This window comes from Ferrimonas kyonanensis DSM 18153, assembly GCF_000425405.1.
Lineage (GTDB): Bacteria > Pseudomonadota > Gammaproteobacteria > Enterobacterales > Shewanellaceae > Ferrimonas > Ferrimonas kyonanensis.
Map to the genome: position 1 here is coordinate 379,803 of NZ_AUDJ01000002.1, position 21,765 is coordinate 401,567.

Consider the following 21,765-nt stretch of genomic DNA (forward strand, 5'->3'; position numbering starts at 1 on the left):
TAAGAAATTAGTTAATAAAAACAGTCTATTGAATTTAAGTTTTGAGGCGCTGTGGTCGATGGCCACTCATTGAGCGGCCGTCCTGGTGGTCAGTGAACGCCATCTATGCCCAGCTTCTGCCTGATGTGGCTGAGATCGCTGTAGAACAACAGGTTTTCGGCGACCAGCAGCACCTTGGCTGTACCGGATTCATGGATGGCCCGGTAGTAATACTCGGTGGCCGAGGCGGTATTACCAAAGGTCTCGGCGATTTTGGCCTGAATCAGCAGCCCTAAAATGGTGTCGTGGGTATGGGGGATGCGCTCGGCGTATTGCAGTGCCTGAAGCTCATCATTGTGATACAGCGCATTGAGGGCCAGGGCTTCGTAGGCTTTGTAGGAACTGGGTTCAGGTAATAGCGCCGGAATCCGCTGCTCAAACTCGCGGTTCAGTGTGTCGATGGCTTCGATATCGCGGCTCTTAGGGTCAAGATAGAGCGTTGCCATCGAGAACAGATAGTTGGTCGCGATGAGAAACTGGTTATTCGGTTCCAGTGCCAGGGCGCGGCGATTATAGTCCACCGCATCCAGTTTATCGCTGTCGTTACGATCAAAGGTCACGCCGATGGCACTGATGGCCAGAGCCAGCGCCTGCGGATTTTCGGGCAACTCTTGAAGGATGGCATCGACCCGTTGTTCCGGTATGTCGAGCTGCAGGGCGTGCAACAGATCGGTCAGCATCCGTTTCATCACCGGCAGCAGGTTGGCCGGATCGATGCGGTACTTTCGATCCAGGTGCAAGTATTCGGAGACGTTATTGAAGTACTCAATGTTGATGTAGTCGTCGCCGTCCTGCTGGCTGATGATAAAGGACAGCTGTTTGCCAGCGATACCCTGAGGGTCTCCGTTTCTGGCAAGACTGAAGTTTTCATTGTACTTCAGGTATTCAAGAATCTTGAAGACGATGCCATTTTCGATGGGGGAGTCGGCAACGTTGTCGACGTAAGAGATGCTGATCACCCGGGGCTCCAGCTTGCTGAATCTCGCCGTGGATGGCGCAGGGCTGGCGGGCGGAGCCAGTTGATGGATCGCCATCATAATCAGCATGCCAAACACCATGGCGACGGCCGCCAGGCCGATTGAGCGCGGGTTCAGAATCGGCGAGCCGGGGCCATCCCCGTTTGGGGTGGCGTCCTGTGGGGGCAAGGTTGACTGTGAATGTATCGAGCCAGAGTCTGAGGCTCCCTTTTCTGCGCTGCTGGGGTGCAGGGTCACATCTGCGTCCAGCTTATAGCCGCGTTTTGGCACGGTAATGATGTACCCCTGAGGGTGTCTTTGATTGGTTTTGAGGATTTTTCTCAGCTCAAAGATCGATTGGGTGATGACCTGATCGGTCAACACCGCACCATGCCAGACAGACTCCATCAGTTGATCCCGGCTGAATACCGTGTGAGGGTGCTGGCACAGAAACAGCAACAGGTTCGACAGGCGGTTGTCGATCTCCATGCGTTCTCCGTCCAGTACGCAGGCATTTTCGTGCGGTATAAACAGCCAGTTATCGATTTGGTAGAGCTGCTTTTGCATTCTGATTGTCGCCCTCTGTGATTACTCCTTAAAAGACTAGAGTTTTCCTGTGGTATTACAATCCTTTTTGTCGGCTTTCAGCTGCGGTGGCAGGCGCGAACAGAACAGAGCCCGCCGCGGCTGCGGCGGGCAACAGTGAGTGAAATCAGGCGCTGGTGGCGTGAGCGGGGTCGGCCACAGTATGGTGATCCTGAGCCAGGAAGGTATAGACCGTCGGCACTACAAACAGGGTAAACAGGGTGCCGATGGACATGCCAACGGTGATCACCAGGCCGATGGAGAAGCGGCTTTCCGCACCGGCACCGGATGCCAGCAACAGCGGCACTACGCCAATGACCATGGCGGCGGTGGTCATCAACACCGGCCGCAGACGCACGGACGCGGATTTCAGGGCGGCAGCGTGCCTGGATAACCCCTGTTCCTGCTGCAATTGGTTGGCAAACTCCACAATCAGAATACCGTGTTTGCTGATCAGCCCAATCAGAGTCACCAAGCCGACCTCGGTGTAGATGTTCAGGGTATCCACGCCGAAATACAGCGGCAGCATGGCACCGAAAATCGACAATGGCACACTGGTCAGTACAATCAATGGGTCGCGAAAGCTCTCGAATTGAGCGGCCAGAACCAGATAGATGATGACCAGCGCCAGGAAGAAGGTGGCCACCAGCGATGCTCCCTCTTGCAGGAATTGTCGTAACTGGCCGGAGGCATCCAGGCCGTAAGACGGTGGCAGAATCTCTTTGGCGGCCTGTTGCATCACCTCGTAGGCTTCGCCGATGCTGACGCCAGGCATCATCTTCGCTTCCAGCATGGCGCTGTTCAGTTGCTGGAATTGGTCCACCGCCGACGGTTGTACGCTCTGGCTGATGGTGACCAATGACGCCAGTGGCACCATCTGACCGTTACCGGATTTGACGTAATAGTGGTTGATGGCGTCGCGGGTATTGCGATCATCTTGCGCGACCTGGGTGATGACCTGATAGCTGCGCTCATTGATGGCGAAGTAGTTAATGAACCCCTCGCTGAGAAAACGCTGTAACACCACACCGATGTCGGCCGCATCGACGTTCATCAAGGCCGCTTTGTCCCGATCAATCTCGATCTCCAACTGGGGTTTGTTGTAACTCAAGTCATTTTGCACGTAGACGAATTTGCCGCTGTTAATGGCATAGCTTTTCATCTTTTCGGCGTACTGGTACAGATCCTGATAACTGCCGGTGGCGGTCTTGATCAGCATCTGAAATGGCAGCCCCTGGGGCGTACCCGGCAGGTCCGGCGGCGAGAAGGTATAGATCTGTACGCCGGGCAGGGTGCGGCTGTCTTGTTGAAATTGCCCCATGACCTGCTTGGCATCCCGGTCCCGTTCGGCCCAGGGAGACAGCACCGCCAGGCCGAAGAAGGTGGCGTTGTTCTGATAGCCGTTGACCATCATGTTCATCTCGGTTTCCGGGTAGTGCGACACGATGTCCGTTAATGGGCGGGTGAATTGATCCAGGTAGTGGGTATTGGCGTACGCCGGCCCTTTGCCCATCATGATCATCACGCCCTGATCTTCCTGAGGCGCCAGCTCCGAGGCGGTATGAGTGAACATGAATACCAGTGACACCAGCAGGGCACCGGCCAGTGGCCACACCAGGATTCGGTTGTCGAGTACCAGGCTCAAGGCTCGCTGATATTGATGAGTGACCGAGGCGACCACGGCATCAATCTTCTTCACCAGTGGGGCGTCCAGCGTGGCTTTGGACAGGATCTTTGAACACATCATTGGCGTCAGGGTCAGGGCGATGAATCCGGAGATGATCACCGAACCTGCCAGAGTGAAGGCAAATTCGGTAAACAGCTTGCCGGTCAATCCGCCCATGAAGCCGATGGGCGCATACACGGCGGCCAGGGTGATGGTCATGGCGATCACCGGCCCGGCGATCTCTTTGGCGCTGATGAGCGCCGCCTGCAGCGGCGCCACGCCTTCCTCAAGGTGACGGAAGGTGTTTTCCACCACCACAATGGCGTCATCCACCACCAGCGAGATGGCCAATACCATGGCCAGCAGCGTCAGCAGGTTGATGCTAAAACCCAGCATCATCATAAAAAACAGGACCCCCACCAGTGACAGTGGAATGGTGACCAGAGGGATCAGCATGGCGCGCAGAGAACCGAGAAATGCAAAGATCACCAGAATGACGATAATGGCCGCTTCGGTCAGAGTCTTGACCACCTCGTCGATGGAGGTCTGAATGAACTGAGTGGAATCGTACACCACTTGGGATTCGATGCCTGATGGTAAGCTGCTCATCACTTCGGGAAGCAATGTGTACGCCTCTTTTACGACCGTCAGCGGGTTGGAGCTGGAGGTGTTGCTAATGGCAACCATGATGCTCTGCTTACCGTCGAACTTAACGATGGCGTCGTAGCTGTTGGCACCCAGCTCAATGCTGGCGATATCGTCCATATGCACCAGGCGGCCGTCGGCTGCGTGCAGGCTGATGCGCTTAAACTGCTCGACGGAACTGGCATCGGTGTGCGCATTGATGTCGATCTCGATGAAGTCGTTTTTGACCTTACCGGCCGAACTGACGGTATTGCTGGAAGCGATGGCCGATTGCACGTCGGCAGCGGTGATGCCATAAGCGGCCATCTTGGCCGGGTTCAACCAGATGCGCATGGCAAAGTCCCGTTGTCCCAGCAGGTCAACTTTTGAGACGCCATTGACGGTGGAGAAGGTCGGCTTCACCACCCGGCTAACATAATCAGAGATCTGCTCGGTTGCCAGGGTGTCGCTGGCAAAAGAGAGGTACAAAATCGGTGATTCAGAGGTGGACTTAAGAATACTGGAATCCTGTACACCGGCGGGCAGGCGATATTTGACCTGTTGCACCAGGGACAGAATCTCCGTCAGCGCTTTGTCTGACGGATAATCCAGCTTCAGGTACACGGTGATCAGCGACTTACCCAGGCTGCTTTCAGAGGTCATGTAGTCAATGCCCTCGGTTTGAGCGACCTGGGCCTGCAGAGGTTGAGTGACGTAACCTTGAACGCTGGACGCACTGGCGCCTGGGTAGTTGGTGCTGATGGTAATAACGCCGGTTTCCAGTTTGGGGTATTGGCGCACCTGCAACATATCGAACGCCTTTAAGCCCAAGACCAGCAAGGCCAGGCTGAGCACCACAGACAGCACCGGGCGCTTAATAAAAACATCGGTGAAATGCATTGTTTACGATCCTATTGTCCGGAAGTCTTGCTGCCTGCCTGAGCAGGGAAGGGGCGGCTGTTATTGACCACAACGACGGTGCCTTTCTTCAGCTGCTGCTGATTGGAGGTGATCACCTGGTCGCCGGGCTGCAGCCCCTCAAGAATGCCGACCCAGCCGTTGCGGCGACTGCCGACGGTGACGGTTCGTGCCTCTACCACAGTTTCCTGTGCTGCGGCATCAGCGGATGAGCTGCTTGAAGGCCGTGAGTTTGTCGCGTCTGGGTGGCTGACAACAAACACGGTGTCGCCATAGAGGGAGTAGCTGACCGCGACCACAGGTACAGGAATCACCGTCTGGCTGTTGTGGGTGACCACTTCGGCCTCGATGTACATGCCGGCGACAAATTGAGCGGTGCTGTCGTTAATGGTGGCGCGAACATCAATGTTACGGGAGACATCGTCGACGGAGGAGCCGATGGCACTGACGGTAGCGTTGTAGCGATTGCTGCCATAGGCGTCGGTGTTGAAAGACACTGTCTGACCCACCTGAATTTGTGGAATGTAGCGCTCTGGCAGTGAGAAATCGATGTACTGTTTATCGCGGTTTTGCAGTTCAATCAGGCTTTCCCCTGGCTGAATAAAATCGCCAATATTGATGTGGCGTAAACCGACGGTACCGTGAAACGGCGCTTTAATTTTCATAAAATCAATTTGCGTCAGGATATACTGGACATCGGCTTGACTGGTTTGCAATTTAGCCAATGCGGAATCCACGGCGTCTTGTGAAACACTATGAGTTTTTAATAGCCGCTTTTGCCGGTCATACTCTAACTGTGCCAGAGACAAATTGGCCTTGCTGGTTGCCAGGTTCGCTTGTAGCAGACGATCGTCCAATTGAACCAAAACATCGCCTTTTTGTACCTCGCTGCCGGATTCCACATTGATAGAAAGAATCTGTCCCGCCAGTTGTGGAGTAATGCTGACACTCTTGTCCGAAGTAATATGGCCTACGGAAGTCAGCGTCGATGTCCATTGTTCTGACTGTGCCTCTAGGGTGGTAACGGGCACGGCAGGAGGTGTAAACGCCTTGACCTTTTGTTGAATCTTATATTGCTTTAGAAAATAGAAGCCAAATACGGCTACCAGAATAAGCAGTATCGCCAGCACAATGCTGATGGTGAATCTCTTTGACATTACCGACTCTCTGTCTCAAATGATTGGGGGAGTGGCGCTCGGTGCGTCACTCCCCTTTAAATGGAATAAAGGAATGGTATTCGCCTTGATTATAAAATGTATAATTCTCGGGTAATACTTTCATAATCAATGAGATTTAATTTCAATTTCAATGAACGGTTCATTGTCTTGCAAAGTTCACGTTCGTCACTAAAGCTTCTGTAATTGCGGGGTTTTATCCCGAAATAAAATTGATAAAATGAAATTTTATTTAACTTTATAAGCTCGTTAGGTTATTTATCGCAACCCAGGCTAATGTAGAGAGACGGTTGTCATGGTGATGACTGTTTGTGTCGCTACTGGCAATAATTAGCCACCATTAGTTGTCGTTAATACCAGAATGAGAGGGCAGAGTGTGGGAAAAATTAAATCCATATTGGTCTCGATTCTCTTTGTTGTTTCCGGTAGCGCTTCGGCGAGACTGATTAGTGAAGATGAACTTCCAATATTTAATAAACAAATACAGCAGGTGGAGGTGTCTGATAATTGCACAGACATCATAATCTCTAGCAACTCTTCTGGGTATCAAAGAGTCTCAGACTCAACGAATTATCTGTCGCAGTTTACTGAGGTGCCCAGAGTGACAGCCACCAAGGCTAGTCAAATGAATTTGACCATAGAAAGGTCTTTTTATGTTTACAGTGGAGTGGGTACCGTAATGTTGACCAAAAGTATTATTACTCAACTGGAAAGGGACCGGCCGGATTATTTTTCGATAGTCCTATACAAAGGTTACTCTGAAACGGCTTATGTTAAAGAGAGTGTGGCTTACGTGGTTGAGTATTCCGCTGCAGGCCTGTAGTTGTTTTCTATTTTATTTAATCGTCGTGATGTTTTATTTACGCATTGTGTTTTCCTTAACTTTTAATGAATGAGCGTTCCAGATGTATAGAAATTTAACCTGGTTACTTCCCATTGTGGCTGCTTTGGTATTGACAGCCTGTTCCAGCAAGGCGCCGACCGAAGAGGAGTTGGCCCTCGCCAATGTGCCGTCAAAGGCGACACTGAAGGAAGTGGATTACAGTCAGGATGAACGGGGCGTGCAGTGGATCGCTGCCGATATTGACCCAGAGTATTATACCGCGCTGCTGATTGCGCCGGTGCAGTTGGCTGCGGACGCAAAGCGAGAGAAACAAATTCCGGTGGCGGTACTGACTAAGCTGGGGCAGGTACTGACACAGCGGCTGCAGGCGTCGGTTAAGGCGCCAGTTACCCTGAAGACAAGCCCAGGCGAGCATACAGTACAACTGAATCTGAGGGTCAGTCGTGCCTCAGCGGTGCCCGAAGACATGAGATTGACCGAAGTGATCCCTGTCGGCGCCGTGATCGGTGCGCTGAAGATGGCGGCGGGCACCCGGGACGAGTCGGTTCGGATTGTCATCGAAGCTCAGTTGGTGGACAGCGTGACCAAGGCGCCTCTGGCCGAACGCATTGCGGTAATGTCCGCCGCAGGCGTGCTGGAAAATGATCATTCCACGCTTAAGTTTGAGCAGATTCAAGGCGCGGTGGATGACTTTGTCAACGAGGTACGAACCTTTGTCTACAGCGCCGCGTATCAGGTTCGACAGCAGCAGACACAGGTCGGGTCCTGAGTCTTAGGGCCGAGACCCCAAAGGGCCGCTTAAGTCCTTTGGGGGAATGCCGTTAGCCGCAGCACTTTTTGTACTTCTTGCCACTGCCGCAGGAGCAGGGGTCATTGCGGCCCGGCGTCTTCTCGAACGTGGTGGTGGTAGGCTTGTTGAGCCAGCTTTCTAATTCCAGCAAGTTCTCATTTTCATCAGGGTTGACCGTAATGGTGGCAACCAGTTGGTGCTGTTCAATCTGTGCCTGAACCTCTTCCTGGCGCGCCTGAGTCTGAACACTCAGTGTCAGAGGGTGCTCTTTGGTGCCGAGGATGGCAGTGCGGTTGGTGTTGTAGCCGTAGCTTTCGTGCTTGGGCTTTTTCTCGATGCGGCCTTTGTAGAAGAATTTGGACATGGGAAACCTAGTGCTGAAACCTGAGGCAGAGGGTTATACAGCAAATGGTGGCGGGAGAAAAGCACCAGGATGGACAGAGAGCCAGCATCCCCCCGACAGGATAACTGTCGGGGGGAGCAGAGGCTTATTGATCGGCGACCAGCAGCACGGCGTATTGACCCTGACTGAATGTCGGCCCCTGGTTTATCACTAGGCCATCGGCGGCATCAAACACAAACACGTCACTGCCGGTGCCGGCCGGGGTGCTGCTCCAGAAGCTGGCCTGAACATTGCCTAGGTAGCTGTCAAACGCACCGGCAAAGGCCTGATCGTTGATGGCCGGGTAATGGCAGGCGGCCTCTTTCAGCGACACCAGCTCTTTGATGTTGGGCAGGCGCCAGGATTGGATGCCGGCAAACTGGTGCAGGGCGTGGCCGCTGCTGCTGTTGATGGCCTGCACTTCATTGAGCGCCGATGGCCACAGCATGCCGCTGCTGCTGCCCTGGCAGCGACCGCTGGCTTTATCCCAGGTTTTGCCAATGGGGCAACGCATCCAGGTGAGGCCGGTTTTCAGGTCTTTGACGATGCCGGAGTCGTATTTTGCGAACCGAGCATTGGGCGCGGTCATGTCCATATCCGATTGGCAGTTCTGTGCCATGGCGGCGCTGCTCAACAGGGCGAGGATGGAGGTGATAATAATGCGTTTCATGATTTAATCCTTGGTGGCGACCAGACGAGTTGGGAACAGGTAGGAGTAGCCCTGATCTGCTGCGGAATCTGAAGTGTAGAGTTCGATGGTTTCAATGTATCCGCGATAGCTTCCCATCGAACTGACGAGGTTGTATTGCACGCTGCCGTCTGTCTGATAAGCGGAGTAGGCGTTGTAGGACAGGCTGTTGGTCCAGACGCTGCCTTGTTCGACGTCCGGGCTGCCCAGACTCTGGTGGGGGAACAGGGCCGTGGACAGAGCCATGACATCGTCGTTGCTATTGGTTTCTGTTACCCCGAGGTTGAGCAAGTTGTAGAACTCGTTGCCTGTGGGCAGACGCCAGCGGTCGCTGCCACAGAGTTGGTCAGTACTGAGTTGCTTGGCATAGTCAGCGGTAGTGCAGATGCTATCGCCAGCCTGCTGGCAGCCAGCTTCTGCCAGGTCGTCGGCGTAGGGGCTGAAGTGGCCGTCGATCTGCAGCGCAAACAGCCGGTCTTTGTACTGAAGGTCACTGGAGACGTCGGATTTTACTTCCCACATCAGGCCACTGCGTTTATCCAGCACGCAGCGCCATTCCGAGGCGTCGGCGGCCAGTTCATTGCCGTCTTTATCCAGTTTGACCAGCTTAAAACCGGCTTTACTCTGTCCCTGAGGATCGCTGGCATCCAGGCCGTGTTCGGCATCCTGGCCTGGGTAGTCAGGCTGAGGTTCGATGACATCTTCGCTGGCGGAACTGTCGCTGAAATACCGATAAACCCCGGTGTCATTCAGTGCCACCGTTTCAGTTTCAAGCTGCTCAAGTTGAGCGATCAACGCGGTGATCTCGCCGTTATCACTGCTGGCTTGCGCCAGGCTGGGAGCAACGGCCAATGTCAGGCCCAGTGAGGCCAGCACCGTCTCCCGATTGTTGTCATTCAGTTGCTTCAGCAGGCCAACCAGATTGGCGTCCACAGTCGCCAGACCGGCGTCATCGCTGTTGTCCAGCAAAGCCGCCGGGACGGGAACGCCGAGGCGCTGTATCTCATTGACCACCAGTTCGGTGGCTTGCTCCAGGGTGACGCCGGTGCTGATCAGGCCAGCGATTACCGTGGTGATGGCGTTGATGTCGTTGCCGGTTTCCAGCTTACGGGCCGGCGCCACCAAACTGGCTTTGGCGGCGGCCCCGGCTACGTCGTTGTCAAATGCGGCCACCAGTGGTGAGGTCAAAATGTTCTTGTCGGTGCTGGTGAGGGTAAAGCTGCCACTGCTGGCAGTGCTGGCCGGTTCGCCGCTGTCGCAACGGAAGTTCTGGTTCAAATCGGCGCACACCTGGGCTTGCTGAGCCACGTTGTTACTGGTGACCTCACCGCTCACGCTGTAGGTGGGCGCCTGATTGTCAGAGCCGCCGGAGCCACCGGATCCGCCGCAGCCGACCAGGGCGACGCTAATGGCCATGCAAAGTAGAGTCTGTTTCATGGGGTTCTCTTCTTGTTTATTGATGTGAAAAACGACGGAAGGCCAGGGGCAGCAGTGCCAGCAGTGCCAGCCACAGAGCGCCGCCACCGGACGATCCGGATGGAGTCGGGGTTGGGGGAGTGCCGCAGTCATAATCGCTGATGCGACCCACGCCCCAGCGGGTCAGGGTGCCGGCATCCCCGGGTTGATAATCGTTAAACTCGAAACGCCAGGCGCCCTGAAGGGGCTCGCCTTTGAGCCTTGCCAGTCCTTGATGGTGCTTGAGTAACAGGGTGGTGGTTAATGTGCTGTCCAGGCTGGAGGAGGCCGAGCGCAGTGTCACGCGAGTGCCGGAGGGGGACACCAGGTTAATGGTCAGGTCTTCCATGTTGTCATGCTGCAGGCTCAACTGAACGGCAAACTCGTCTTCCACGACCGCCTCAGTATCATTGATGATGAAATTCAGCGATTTGAATCCGGCGTTCTGACGGCCATCACTGCCGACAACGGCGTCGGGCAGGATCAGGTTGCCGGTTTGGGGAGCCTGATCCAGTTGCGGCAGGCCGTTGATCATCCACTGGCTGGCGCTGTGCTGCTCCGGTTTGAGATCGTCGCCGTATTGAACGTTCATTTCCGCGGTTAGGGTGAAGGGGGCGCCGCAGGCCAGGTCATTGGGCAGAGGCAGAGTGAGATCCAGGCGTTCAAAGTCCTGTTTATCCAGATCCTGGCTGCCGCCGGCAGAGTTGGACAGTGTGCCAATAACCTGTCCTTGACGATGGGTGGCCAGCAGGGAGACCTTGGCAGGTTGACCCGGTTCAACAAAGGGGGCATCACTGGTCAGGATAAAGGGCGCGGACATCAGGCCGTGTTGGCTGAAGTGGTGCTGGAACAGGCTCTGATAGTCCTTGGTCGGAAACATCTCTCCCGCCAGGGTCACGATGTTGGCGGCCATATCCGCCATCTTTACGCCGCGACCGACGCCATAGAAGGCTTGCAGGATGATGCTGTCGATGTCATCGAAGGCATCGGAGCCTTCGGCGGCAACCGCGGCCTTCAATGTTTGAAACAGCGGTGTCGACCACAGTTCGTCGCTCAACTCGCCAGCGACACTTTCGTGGGCTCGGTATTCGGCGGTGGGGATGTACCTGGCGCGAGTGTTGTTGAGGCTGCGGGTGTGCTGTTTAAACCCGAACCAGCCATCCCAGTTGAACACGGTGTCCAGTTCAAAAGCGGTATCCTGACTGTGTTGCTGGCGATAGCTGTGCGCCCCGGCCCAGTAATCACCGAACCCTTCTCCCAGCGCCTCGGAATGGCCATAGGCCCAGTCCGCAACGATGTGGTAGTTGATGGCATGGCCAAGTTCATGCAACACGATGTCGGCATCGAAGGCATCGGGAGAGCCGCCGATGCCAAACACCAGGGTATCCACATCGATGAGGTAGGTGGAGTTGTCTTTGTTGATGCCACGGCCATCGAATTTGAGAGGCTCACTGAATACCGAAAACCCCAGTGAGGTCAATCGTTGCAGGGCACGGTCCAGGTGGTGGAAGGCCATGGTGTGGGCAAAGCGGTCGTTGTTCATGTCGACGGCGGCCAGTTGCGCCAAGCTATCGAATCGACTCAGCCCTTCCTGAGGCAAATAGTCGCTGTCGATGTCGGCGTCAGCCTCGCCCACAGCCGGAGTCAGAAGGTGTTGAATATCCACCTCCCGAACCCGGTCGTTGGCCAGATAGAAGCCGTCTTCAGCGGAATGAACGACGGCAGCAACCTGCTGGTATTGTGCAGCAAACGGGTAGTCGCTGAGCTGCTTATAAGGGCTTTCTGGCGCCTCGGAACGGTTCATGGTGCGCAAATCGGGATTGAACACCTGAAGGGTGGCATCAACGGCGACCAGAGGACCGGGAATTTCGGTAGCCACCAGAGTTCTGGGGTGCTCCAGTTCTGCGGCGGTGGTGGGTTTGCCGTCGCGAAGGACGGTGTCTTCTAAGCTGACGAAAACTTTAACCAGTTCATGGTCGTTGTTGGTCGTGGCCACCAAGGTCCGCTGCTGCTGGTATTGACCCTGTTTCCAGACATCGAAATGGTAGTGACGGCCTAGCGGGCTTTGCGATTGGTACCTGAGTTTCAGGTCGCCAGCTTGTGGGTAACGTTGCTCGAGGAAGGCCTCGATGCTATCGGCGCTGCTGAGCACTTGTGGCTGCGCGAAATGGTCCCACTGACCGGCAGTGGCCATGGAGCTGCACAGTGCCAGAGACAGCAGAGAAAAACGATAAGTCATGTCAGCTCCTTAAAAAGCGTAGCGCGCGTTGAGGGTGAAGTAACGACCGGGCTGGGTGGAATACCAGCTTTGGTCCGCCGCTGTGCCGGCCACATCCTGATAACGGGTGTATTTGCGGTCGAACAGGTTGAACAGGGTGAGGCTGAGATCCAGTGAGTCCAGCAGTTGATAGCTGACGCCCATGTCCACGCTGGCCCAGCCGGAGGTAGACGCACAGGCCACTTCAATGCCGATATCGCTGCTGCAGCTGGGGGTTTTGTCCATGGCGGCGGCCCAGTTGATTCGGGCAAAACCCGATAGGGTGTCATCGGCGTAGTCCAGTGTTAGTGAACCTTCAATGGGGGTCATGGTGCGGATGTAGTTGTCCTGGTCGTCCTTGCCCCAGACCACGCCGGCCTTACTGTTCAGTTGCCAGTGGTCAGTGAAGCGATAGCCCAGCGTCAGCTCGGCGCCATAGGTTTTAACGCCGTTAAGATTTTCGTATTGTCTGAGAGTCAGTTCCTGATGTTCTGGGTCTCGACCAATATCTTGAACATCAATAAAGTCATCAAAGGTTGAGTAGAAGGCGGCCACGTAGACCAGCCAACGGCCGTCATCGAATTTGCTGCCGATCTCCAGGTTGTCGCTGGTCTCCGCTTTCAGCTCCAGGTTTGGAATAAGAATGAAGGGAGTTATGGGCACAAAATCATGATTGTTGTACCCAAAAACTTTGTCGTAGGTCGGGGCCCGATAGCCGTGGTTGTAGCTGGCGTACAGGTTCCACGAAGGGTTCCACTGGTAGCCCAGAGACAGGCTTGGCGACAGCTCCTGGCTGGTGTTGTCGTCAACAGTAACGCCGCCGATGCTGTTTTGACCGTCAGGTTTGAGTTGATGCAGGTCGAATCTGAGCCCCGGGGTCAGGGTCCATGCACCTTTGGTGATTACGTCGCGCCAGTACACGCCCAGGGTGTTGGACTTTGCCGGTACGAACGGCACGTACTCCGTTGGCTGAAAGCCGTTCCAGTCGATGATGGTTTTGTGAATGGGGCGCTGATGCTCGGTAGACTCGGCCAGCACACCATAGGCCATCTGATGGTCGTAGCCCAGCCAAGAGACCTGCTTAAGCAAGTTGGCCGACAGGCCGGTGAGCTGGTCGTTGAACTTTCGGGTTTCTATTTGCCGCCGTTTTACGGTGATGTCGTTACGGTGTTGGTACATCAGCACGTTTTTATCGGCATCGTTCTGGCTGTCGCGCCAATAGAGTTTGCTCTCCAGGCTGTCATAGAAACCGTCGACGCGATCGTGCTCGAGTCCCACATAGGCTTCGAGCGAATCGCTTAATGTCTGTTCCCAAAATGTTTCGGCATGCCAACCTCCATCGAGCTGCATCAATGCGGTGCCCTCATTGCGGGTCATCTGCTCCCGGTAGTAGCTGGCCTTGGCGCGCAGCAGCAGATCGTCGCTCCAGTAGTGGGACAGGGTAAAGGCGCCGCTGTAGCCGTCGATGTCGCGGTTGTAGTTGCTGCTGTCATGGTTGTTGGACTCCGAGCCATTCCAGTAGGCGGCGCGCAGCAGGCTGTCGGTATTACCAAACCGGGTGGCGAGGGTAGCGGTGCCACGGGCCTTATCGCTGATGCCGGTATAGGTGGCGTCGGCGCCGATGTAGAGATCCTTATCTTTCAGGTAGTCTTCCGCGGTTTTGGTGGTAACCATGACCACGCCGCCGATGGCGCCGGATCCAAATACCGATGAGCTGGCGCCTTTGACCACCTCAATCTGTTTTACTTCGCTCAGGTCAAAGCTGTTGCGGCCAACGTTGTCGTTCAGATCGTTGGCGCCGTAGCCGTCGGTCACTCGAATGCCGTCCTTGACCACGGCAATGCGGTTGCCGGTCATGCCTCGAATGACGATGTTTTGTGGGCGGCCGGCGCCACCGGTTACGGCAACGCCAGGTTCCCGGTTTAGAACGTCATACAGCTCGGTTGCCCCTTCTCGTTCAATGGTGTCGGCATCGATCACGGCGACTGACCCGGCGGTTTTGGAGAGTGACTGCGAGACTTTATTGGCGGTGACCACCACTTCGTTGAACTCGGTGGCGGCTTCTTCACCGCAGGCGGCGGTGGTGGCCATGGCGCTCATCAGCGCCAGGCTCAAGGGGGAAAGTTTCATTGACTGCTCCGCTTATTGGATTGAGTGGCCATCAGCAAGAAGGCGTACTCACGGGCTTGCTGCTCCGAGGCGTTGCGATGGTCACTGCTGTGACCGCCGGTGAAATCGGTACTCAGCAGGTAGGGGCCTTGGCCGGTACTGATGGCTTCGAGGCGGCTGAGGTATTTGGCGCCTTCCCAATAGGGAACACGGCGATCATTGAGGCCGACCCGCACCAGCATGGGCGGGTAGGGCAGTGGCCTCAGGTTGCTGATGGGGTCGTAGGCTTTTATGAACTCGAGTTGCTCGGGCACGGCGGGATTGCCCCACTCCTGGTGCTGTTGCGATGACAGCGGCAGGCTCGAATCACTCATGCTGGCGAGGACATCGACAAAGGGCACCTGCAGCACCACGGCATCGAACAGACTGACATCCTGATTCAGTGCCGCGGCTACCAAGGTACCGCCAGCGCTGCCACCAATAGCGCCGATGGGGTGGTTGCCACCGTTGAAATGCCTCAGGGCTTTGGCACTGGCAAGATAATCGGAGATGGCATGCTGTTTGTTGGCGCCAATCCCATCCAGATGCCAGGGCTCGCCCAGATAGCCACCGCCGCGAACGTGGGCCACCGCGTAGATGGCACCCCGATCCAGCAGGCTGATGATCTGTGGCATGAAATAGGGGCGCATGGTGACGCCATAGGCGCCGTAGCCGTACAGAATGACGGGTGAGGTAGCCGTCATGGCGTCTTTACGGTACGCCAGGGTGACGGTGACTTTCACATGGCCGGAGTCGACCTGTATTTGCTCGCTGTGGTACAGGTCGGCATTGAAATGTGGATAGTGATCCTGGGACAAGGTCTGCCAGGACAGGTCGGTGAGATTCAGTTCGCGCCATTTTGGTGGCGTAATCATCGACATCGAGCGGATGCGCAAACGGTTGCTGGCGTAATCACCGTTGCGACTGACCCAGGCCACGCCATTGGCTTCGCCAATGGCCATCGACTTCACCAGTGTGCCATCGGGACTCAGAATCTGCAGCCAGCGCTTGGGACCGAGTTTTGTCACGGCTACGGTGGCCGCCTGAAACAGGTAATAGTTGTCCAACTGTTGGCCTTTCTGCGGCCGGTACAGCAATGACAACTTTTCTGGCTGAGTCAGTGGCGCCTGGTACAGAGCAAACTCGCCTTGATGATTGCTGTTAAGGTAGAGAGCGTCTCCGGCCACATCGGCGTAGTAGTCAATACCCTGTTGGCGCGGCAACAAGGCCGGGCTCAGGGTGCCATCTTTGAGATTGAGCAGTCGTTGTTCGGTGGCCAATTCGCTGTTGCTCTGAATGACGACATAGTTCGGATTGGCACTGCGGTACATCGACATCAGCCAGCCTGAATCGGTTTCATGCCACAACCGTTTTGGCTGTGGGCTTGATAGTGCCAGCCGGTACAGGCCGTCGGGACGCAGGGTGTGGGTTTCCTGGCCAATCAGGTACAGCGCCTTGGAGTCCCCGGACCATTGCAGATAGCTTTCCCATCGTTCTGGCAGCTGGGACTCCTGGCCAGTGGCCAAGGAGAGGACGCTGACCCGGTATTCGCCGCTGCCACTGATGTCTTCGGCCAATGCCAGCGACTGGCCGTCGGGGGACAGGCTCCAGGCGCCAAGTTGGTAATAGTCGAGGGCGTCGTCCCGTTGGTCCAGATTCAGCAGCGACCGTTGTTCACCGCCATTGCGGTTACGCTCGATCAGGGTGCGCTGGCCATCGACCACCACCACGCCGTACTCAAACTCACCACGGATTACCCAGGGTTTCGAGGCTTTGGTTGCGGCATTGTCGGACCATTGCTGCAGCAGTGCGCCGGTGAGGGCATGGTGCTCTGAAAAATAAGCATCACTGCGGCTGTTGTGTTGTTTCAGGTAGTCCAGTACTTGAGCCGAGCTGCGGCTGTCGTCTCTTAGCCAATTGAAATCAGTGTCTTGATTGGCCAGAGTGCCACTGCTGATCAGGGCGAGGCTAAGGCAGAGGGGAAACCAGTTCATGATGAGTTTACGTTGCCGTCGAAAAGGTGGCGGCATAGTGCGATCAAATGATAATGAGATCAATTCTCATTATCATTAAATTGTGATCGCAATCACTCGTTTGTTGGTTTGAGTGTCGATTATTTCGGCAGAAATCTAAGGCTGTTACCATTTAAGTGACGGTTTCAATGAAACTTTTCTGTCGATAGCTGAGTCAGTTGTGGCCTTGAGTCGATCAATAAAGGCGCTTGCATTTCCGCTGTTGGATTGTCAAAATTTGCATACAATATTCTATTTTTGTTAGGGGTAACGATGACAGTGGGTGTGGGAGGCTCTACGGCAGAGCAGGAGTGGGCGCGACTGTCGAATCTCAGCGACAAGGCGCCTTCTATCAGTAATGGCGAGTTCAAATTGCGAATGCAGCGGGCGGTGACCTTGATGCAGCGCCAGGGCCTGCGAGGCATCTATCTCAATGCGGGTACCAACCTGTACTATTTTACCGGCCTCAAGTGGTCTGCGAGCGAACGAATGGTCGGCGCGCTGTTGCTGGACAGCGGTGAGCTGTTGTACATCGCGCCCCAGTTTGAACGGGACTCTTTGAGAGATTTCATGCAGATTGAAGCCCCGTTTCATGGCTGGCATGAACATGAAAACCCTGCCGAGCGGGTGGCGGCGTTATTGGCAGAGCGGGGCATCGAAACCGGCAAGTTGGCGATGGATGAATCGGCCGCTTTTTTCCTGTTTGATGGTTTGCGCCGGGCTTGCCCTCAGATTGAGTGGGTTAACGGCAGTTGCATCAGTGCCCGGTGCCGAATGATTAAGAGCGAGGCGGAGCTCGCCCTGATGCAGACCGCCAAAACCATGACTCTAGAGGTACAGAAATCCGCCGCCCGCATCTTGCGGGAAGGCATCACCACCACCGAAGTGACCGCCTTCATTCATGAGGCTCACAAACGGGTTGGGGCGCCGGGGGGCTCGTCGTTTTGCATCGTGCTGTTTGGGCTGGCGACCAGTTTCCCACATGGTGTCAAAGAGCCGCAGACCTTAAAACGCAATGACTGGGTGTTGATCGACACCGGTTGTCTGCTTCATGGTTACAACTCCGACATTACCCGAACCTATTGCTTTGGTGAGCCCAGCGAGCGCCAGCGGCAGATGTGGCAGGTGGAGAAAGACGCCCAGGCGGCTGCCTTTGCGGCCGCGCAACTGGGACAGCCCTGTGAGGCCGCCGATGCCGCTGCTCGAGAGGTGTTGCAAGCCCATGGACTCGGTCCTGACTACCAGGTACCCGGGCTGCCACACCGCACCGGCCATGGCTGTGGTTTGGACATCCATGAGTGGCCCTATCTGGTTAAGGGCGATCGGACGCCACTGGCCCCGGGCATGGTGTTCAGCAATGAGCCGATGCTGGTCCTCCCGGGGGAGTTTGGCGTCCGTCTTGAGGACCACTTTTACATGACTGCGTCCGGTCCTCGTTGGTTTACCACCCCATCGCACTCTGTGGATGACCCATTTGGCTATCAGCTTGATGCAACTCATTGATCCTGAATAACCCTTTTACGCCCCGCCTTCGGGGCGTTATTGTCACTCCTTTGGAATAGAGTTGTAACAAAGTCGGTTTTGACCTGTTGCTGTCCTGCCGCTAGTATCTGACTGTTTAAAACTAATTAGCTACAACAATTCATAAGGATATGCTGATGAAACGCTTATTTATTGGTGGCTTGTGCGCCTCAGCTTTGGTACTGACCGGCTGTGCACAAAATGAACCGTCACAACCCACCGCCGTGGCCGAAGCAGTGCAGCAGCAATTGAGTTCCGGTATCGAGTTCGCCAACTTTGATACCAGTGTGCGTCCGCAAGACGACTTCTATTCCTACGTCAACGGCACCTGGCTGAAGACCAGCGAGATCCCTGCCGATCGCACCAGCTCCGGTGCTTTCTACGATCTGCGTGAAAAAGCTCGCGATGACGTTAAGGTGATCATCGAAGACTTGGCTGCCAAGTCGAACCTGAAGGCGGGCAGCGATGAGCAAAAAGTGGGTGATCTGTATCGTTCCTTTATGGATACCGACAAGGTCAATGAACTGGGCCTGGCCCCGTTGAAACCGGAACTGGCCAACATCGCCGCCATCGACAGCAAAGCCGGGGTTGTGGCCTACTTTGCCCACAGCCAGACCATCGGAGCCGGCACACCGCTGGCGTTCTACATCAATGTGGACGCCAAAGATTCTGAGCGTTATGCCACTCACATCTGGCAAGCGGGCCTGAGCCTGCCGGATCGCGACTACTACTTCAACGACGAAGCCCGCTTCGTGAAGTTGCGCGAAGGTTTCCTGGCGCACATGGAGAAGATGTTCACCATGGCTGGCGTCGCCAACCCGGCCGAGTCTGCCAAGACCGTGATGGCCATCGAGACCAAACTGGCTAAGGGCCACTGGACCCGGGTTGAAAGCCGCGACAGTGAAAAACGCTACAACAAGTACCAGACCGCAGAGTTGTCCAAGTTGGCCAGCCACATCGATTGGGCGGTCTACCTGAAAACCATCGGCGGCGACAGCCAGTCTGACATCATCATCAACCAGCCAAGCTACATCGAAGCGCTGGACAAGGTGGTGGCCGAGACTTCGGTCGCGGATTGGAAAACCTACCTGACCTGGAATCTGCTCACTGCCTACTCTGGCATGTTGTCCCAGGAGTTTGACACCGAAAACTTTGAGTTCTTCGCCCGTAAACTGAACGGCCAGGAACAGCAGAAAGAGCGCTGGAAGCGTGGTGTTGCCCTGGTGAGTGACAACCTGGGTGAAGTGGTTGGCAAAGTGTATGTCGACAAGCATTTCCCGGCCGAAGCCAAGGCTCGCATGAAGGAGTTGGTTGAAAACCTGCGCAAAGCTTATGCGGTCAGCATCGATCAGCTGGAGTGGATGAGCCCGGAAACCAAGGTTAAGGCCAAAGAGAAACTGGCAGCCTTTACCCCGAAAATCGGTTACCCGGACCAGTGGGAAGATTACTCGGCCCTGAGCATCGACTCTGACGATCTGGTGGGTAACGTGATGCGCTCTGCCACCCTGGCTCACAACAAGGATCTGGAGAAGCTGGGCGGGCCAATTCGTCGCTACGAGTGGCACATGACCCCACAAACCGTCAATGCCTACTACAGCCCGGTAATGAATGAGATCGTGTTCCCCGCGGCCATTCTGCAACCGCCATTCTTTAACATGAACGCCGACGATGCCGTCAACTACGGTGGTATTGGAGCGGTTATCGGCCACGAAATGGGCCACGGTTTTGACGATCAGGGTGCGCGTTACGACAAAGACGGCAACCTGAAAAACTGGTGGACCGAATCGGATCTGAAGGCATTCCAGAAACGCGGCAGTGCCCTGGTGGCTCAGTACGACGGCTATCAGGTGTTCGACGACCTGCACGTGAACGGCAAGCTGACCCTGGGTGAGAACATCGGCGACTTGTCCGGCGCCACCATCGCCTACAAAGCCTACAAGATGTCTCTGGAAGGCAAGCCGGCCCCGATCATCGATGATCTGACTGGCGACCAGCGCTTCTTTATCGGCTGGGGTCAGATCTGGCGTGGTAAATACAAGGAGCAGGCGCTGCGCAACCGGGTTGCGACCGATCCGCATTCCCCGTCTCAGTTCCGAGCCAATGGTCCTCTGTCCAACATGACCGAGTTCTACAGCAGCTTCGACGTCAAGCAGGGCGATGCCATGTATTTGCCTGCTGAGAAGCGCGTAAAGATTTGGTAATCTAGCGTCACGCTGATGTAACACACCCCGCTTCGGCGGGGTGTTTTCGTTTCAGCGTCTTAACAAATATGAGGCCAACGACATGTTGAGCCTTTATTGGGGAGAGCATCGGGTCGCCTTATCGACACAGTAGGGGACCGATGATTTGGGCTTGGGCGTGCCGGCTGCATTGCAGACGGGCAACCGAGCCGACCGTGGATTGCCTGCGTGCAATTGCATTAACACCATTATTATAAAATTAGGATGAGATGATGAAACTGTCCGTATTGAGTCTGGCGCTGGCCGCCGTTGCCGCGCCCGCCGTGGCTGTTGTGGGTATGGATGCGAAGAGCGGCGGCGCCGCCAACACCGGCATCGCCAGTGGTGACTTCACCCGGGCGCCGCTGAACCCGGCGCTATTGACCAAGTTTAAAGACAGCGATGATGTCTATCTGAGGCTGGGCGTTGGGGCGCTGGCTAAAGAGTATGAAGACGCACTCGATCAGGTGGATGCCACCCAGGACGCCATCGATGCGTTCGAAGCCAAGATTGAAGCGATGGATCCGGCCAACCCACCGACTCAGGCGGATGCCGATGCCCTGATCAAGGAGTTGCAGGCGCTGGACGACACCACCCTGGTTGGGGAGGCCAATCTGGACTTCGGCGTATTCGTGCCCAGTAAGTCGCTGGGGTTTGGCGTAACCATCGGTGGTTATGTGGTGGCCAACGGCGATTTTAACTACGACGCTGCCGATGGTCAGTTGGTCAACGACGCGCTCACCACCGGGGTGTTTGATCCGGATAACCTCAAATCTGAGGGCATCGCCCATGCGGTGGCAGTCAGTGAGTTGGCCCTGTCGTTTGCCCACCAGGCCAACCTGCCTCGGGTCGGCGATATCGCCTTTGGCCTCAGTGCCAAGTACCAGCGTTTCGACAGCTATCTGTATACCGCTAACATCAACAACTACGATAACGACGACTACTTCGATGATCAGTACATGAACGACAAAGGCGCGTTCAATATGGATCTGGGGATCTACAAGCCTTATGGCAACTGGAGCTTTGCTCTGGTGGCCCGGAATCTGATCAAGCAATCGATCAAGAACATCGATGGAGACAAGATTTCACTGGATCCGACCGTCGTTGGGGCGGTGGCTTGGAGTCAGGGCATGTTCACCGGCACCATGGAGTTGGATCTGATCGAGGATGAGTCCTTTGTGGTGAAAGGCGATGCCCCGCAACTGCTGCTGGCCCGTCAGTACGCCCGGGCTGGTATGGAGGTGGATTTCTCCCACCTGCAACTGCGGGCCGGTTATCAGACCGATTTGTCCAGTAACTACGGCGATCTGCTGACTGTGGGGCTGGGGATCTCGCCCTGGGATACCATCAGCCTGGATCTGGCCGGCCAGTTTGGTGACGACGACGAGCGTGGCGCCATGCTGCAGTTGGGTGTGAAGCTGTAGTTCGGCGACCAGCATGGAAAAAGCCAGCCGCTTCGGGCTGGCTTTTTTATTGAGTCCAATTT

The 21,765-nt window shown here is 55.6% G+C and carries 13 protein-coding genes; 4 read left to right on the plus strand and 9 right to left on the minus strand.

Annotated features, from left to right (window positions below; all coding sequences use genetic code 11):
- Positions 1 to 89 precede the first annotated feature (89 nt).
- From H598_RS0104255 to H598_RS23305, 3 genes are all read right to left on the minus strand, one after another.
- Positions 90 to 1,562 (minus strand): winged helix-turn-helix domain-containing protein, encoded by a 1,473-nt coding sequence (locus H598_RS0104255; protein WP_028111896.1) that lies wholly within the window; start codon positions 1,560 to 1,562, stop codon positions 90 to 92.
- A 145-nt stretch (positions 1,563 to 1,707) separates the two neighbouring features.
- The gene (locus H598_RS0104260; protein WP_028111897.1) at positions 1,708 to 4,770 is read right to left on the minus strand and encodes an efflux RND transporter permease subunit; all 3,063 of its coding nucleotides are present in this window, start codon (positions 4,768 to 4,770) and stop codon (positions 1,708 to 1,710) included.
- Between the two features lie 11 nt (positions 4,771 to 4,781).
- Positions 4,782 to 5,918, minus strand: a complete 1,137-nt coding sequence (locus H598_RS23305; RefSeq protein WP_169629210.1) for an efflux RND transporter periplasmic adaptor subunit — start codon at positions 5,916 to 5,918, stop codon at positions 4,782 to 4,784.
- Between the two features lie 950 nt (positions 5,919 to 6,868).
- Here H598_RS23305 and H598_RS0104275 point away from each other — a divergent pair.
- Positions 6,869 to 7,576 carry a DUF3313 family protein gene (locus H598_RS0104275; RefSeq protein WP_051252383.1) on the plus strand — a complete coding sequence of 236 codons (708 nt, stop codon included), beginning with the start codon at positions 6,869 to 6,871 and terminating at the stop codon, positions 7,574 to 7,576.
- Positions 7,577 to 7,628: 52 nt separating this feature from the next.
- Here the strand turns inward: H598_RS0104275 and H598_RS0104280 are convergent, their stop codons facing one another.
- From H598_RS0104280 to H598_RS0104305, 6 genes are all read right to left on the minus strand, one after another.
- Entirely contained in the window at positions 7,629 to 7,961 is a 333-nt protein-coding gene (locus tag H598_RS0104280) for a PBPRA1643 family SWIM/SEC-C metal-binding motif protein (RefSeq protein ID WP_028111900.1), read from the minus strand.
- A 124-nt stretch (positions 7,962 to 8,085) separates the two neighbouring features.
- A complete protein-coding gene (locus H598_RS0104285; RefSeq protein WP_028111901.1) occupies positions 8,086 to 8,649 on the minus strand; it encodes an Lcl C-terminal domain-containing protein in 564 nt (187 codons plus the stop codon).
- A gap of 3 nt (positions 8,650 to 8,652) precedes the next feature.
- Positions 8,653 to 10,104 carry an Lcl domain-containing protein gene (locus tag H598_RS0104290; protein WP_028111902.1) on the minus strand — a complete coding sequence of 484 codons (1,452 nt, stop codon included), beginning with the start codon at positions 10,102 to 10,104 and terminating at the stop codon, positions 8,653 to 8,655.
- A 16-nt stretch (positions 10,105 to 10,120) separates the two neighbouring features.
- A complete protein-coding gene (locus H598_RS0104295; protein ID WP_028111903.1) occupies positions 10,121 to 12,361 on the minus strand; it encodes a proprotein convertase P-domain-containing protein in 2,241 nt (746 codons plus the stop codon).
- A gap of 9 nt (positions 12,362 to 12,370) precedes the next feature.
- Entirely contained in the window at positions 12,371 to 14,509 is a 2,139-nt protein-coding gene (locus H598_RS0104300; protein WP_028111904.1) for a TonB-dependent hemoglobin/transferrin/lactoferrin family receptor, read from the minus strand.
- Positions 14,506 to 16,521, minus strand: a complete 2,016-nt coding sequence (locus H598_RS0104305) for a prolyl oligopeptidase family serine peptidase (protein WP_084144329.1) — start codon at positions 16,519 to 16,521, stop codon at positions 14,506 to 14,508. Before H598_RS0104305 ends, H598_RS0104300 begins: the two co-directional genes overlap by 4 nt.
- Before the next feature lie 291 nt (positions 16,522 to 16,812).
- Between H598_RS0104305 and H598_RS0104310 the strand changes: the two genes are divergently transcribed.
- The 3 genes from H598_RS0104310 to traF all read left to right on the plus strand — a co-directional run bounded on the left by H598_RS0104310 (position 16,813) and on the right by traF (position 21,703).
- Positions 16,813 to 18,042: a M24 family metallopeptidase gene (locus H598_RS0104310; RefSeq protein ID WP_028111906.1), complete on the plus strand. Its 1,230-nt coding sequence runs from the start codon at positions 16,813 to 16,815 to the stop codon at positions 18,040 to 18,042.
- Between the two features lie 155 nt (positions 18,043 to 18,197).
- On the plus strand, positions 18,198 to 20,261 hold the full coding sequence (locus H598_RS0104315; RefSeq protein ID WP_028111907.1) for a M13 family metallopeptidase: 2,064 nt from the start codon (positions 18,198 to 18,200) through the stop codon (positions 20,259 to 20,261).
- A gap of 248 nt (positions 20,262 to 20,509) precedes the next feature.
- Positions 20,510 to 21,703, plus strand: coding sequence for a conjugal transfer protein TraF (traF, locus tag H598_RS0104320; RefSeq protein WP_084144317.1), 1,194 nt, complete (start codon positions 20,510 to 20,512; stop codon positions 21,701 to 21,703).
- The last annotated feature ends 62 nt before the right edge of the window (positions 21,704 to 21,765 follow it).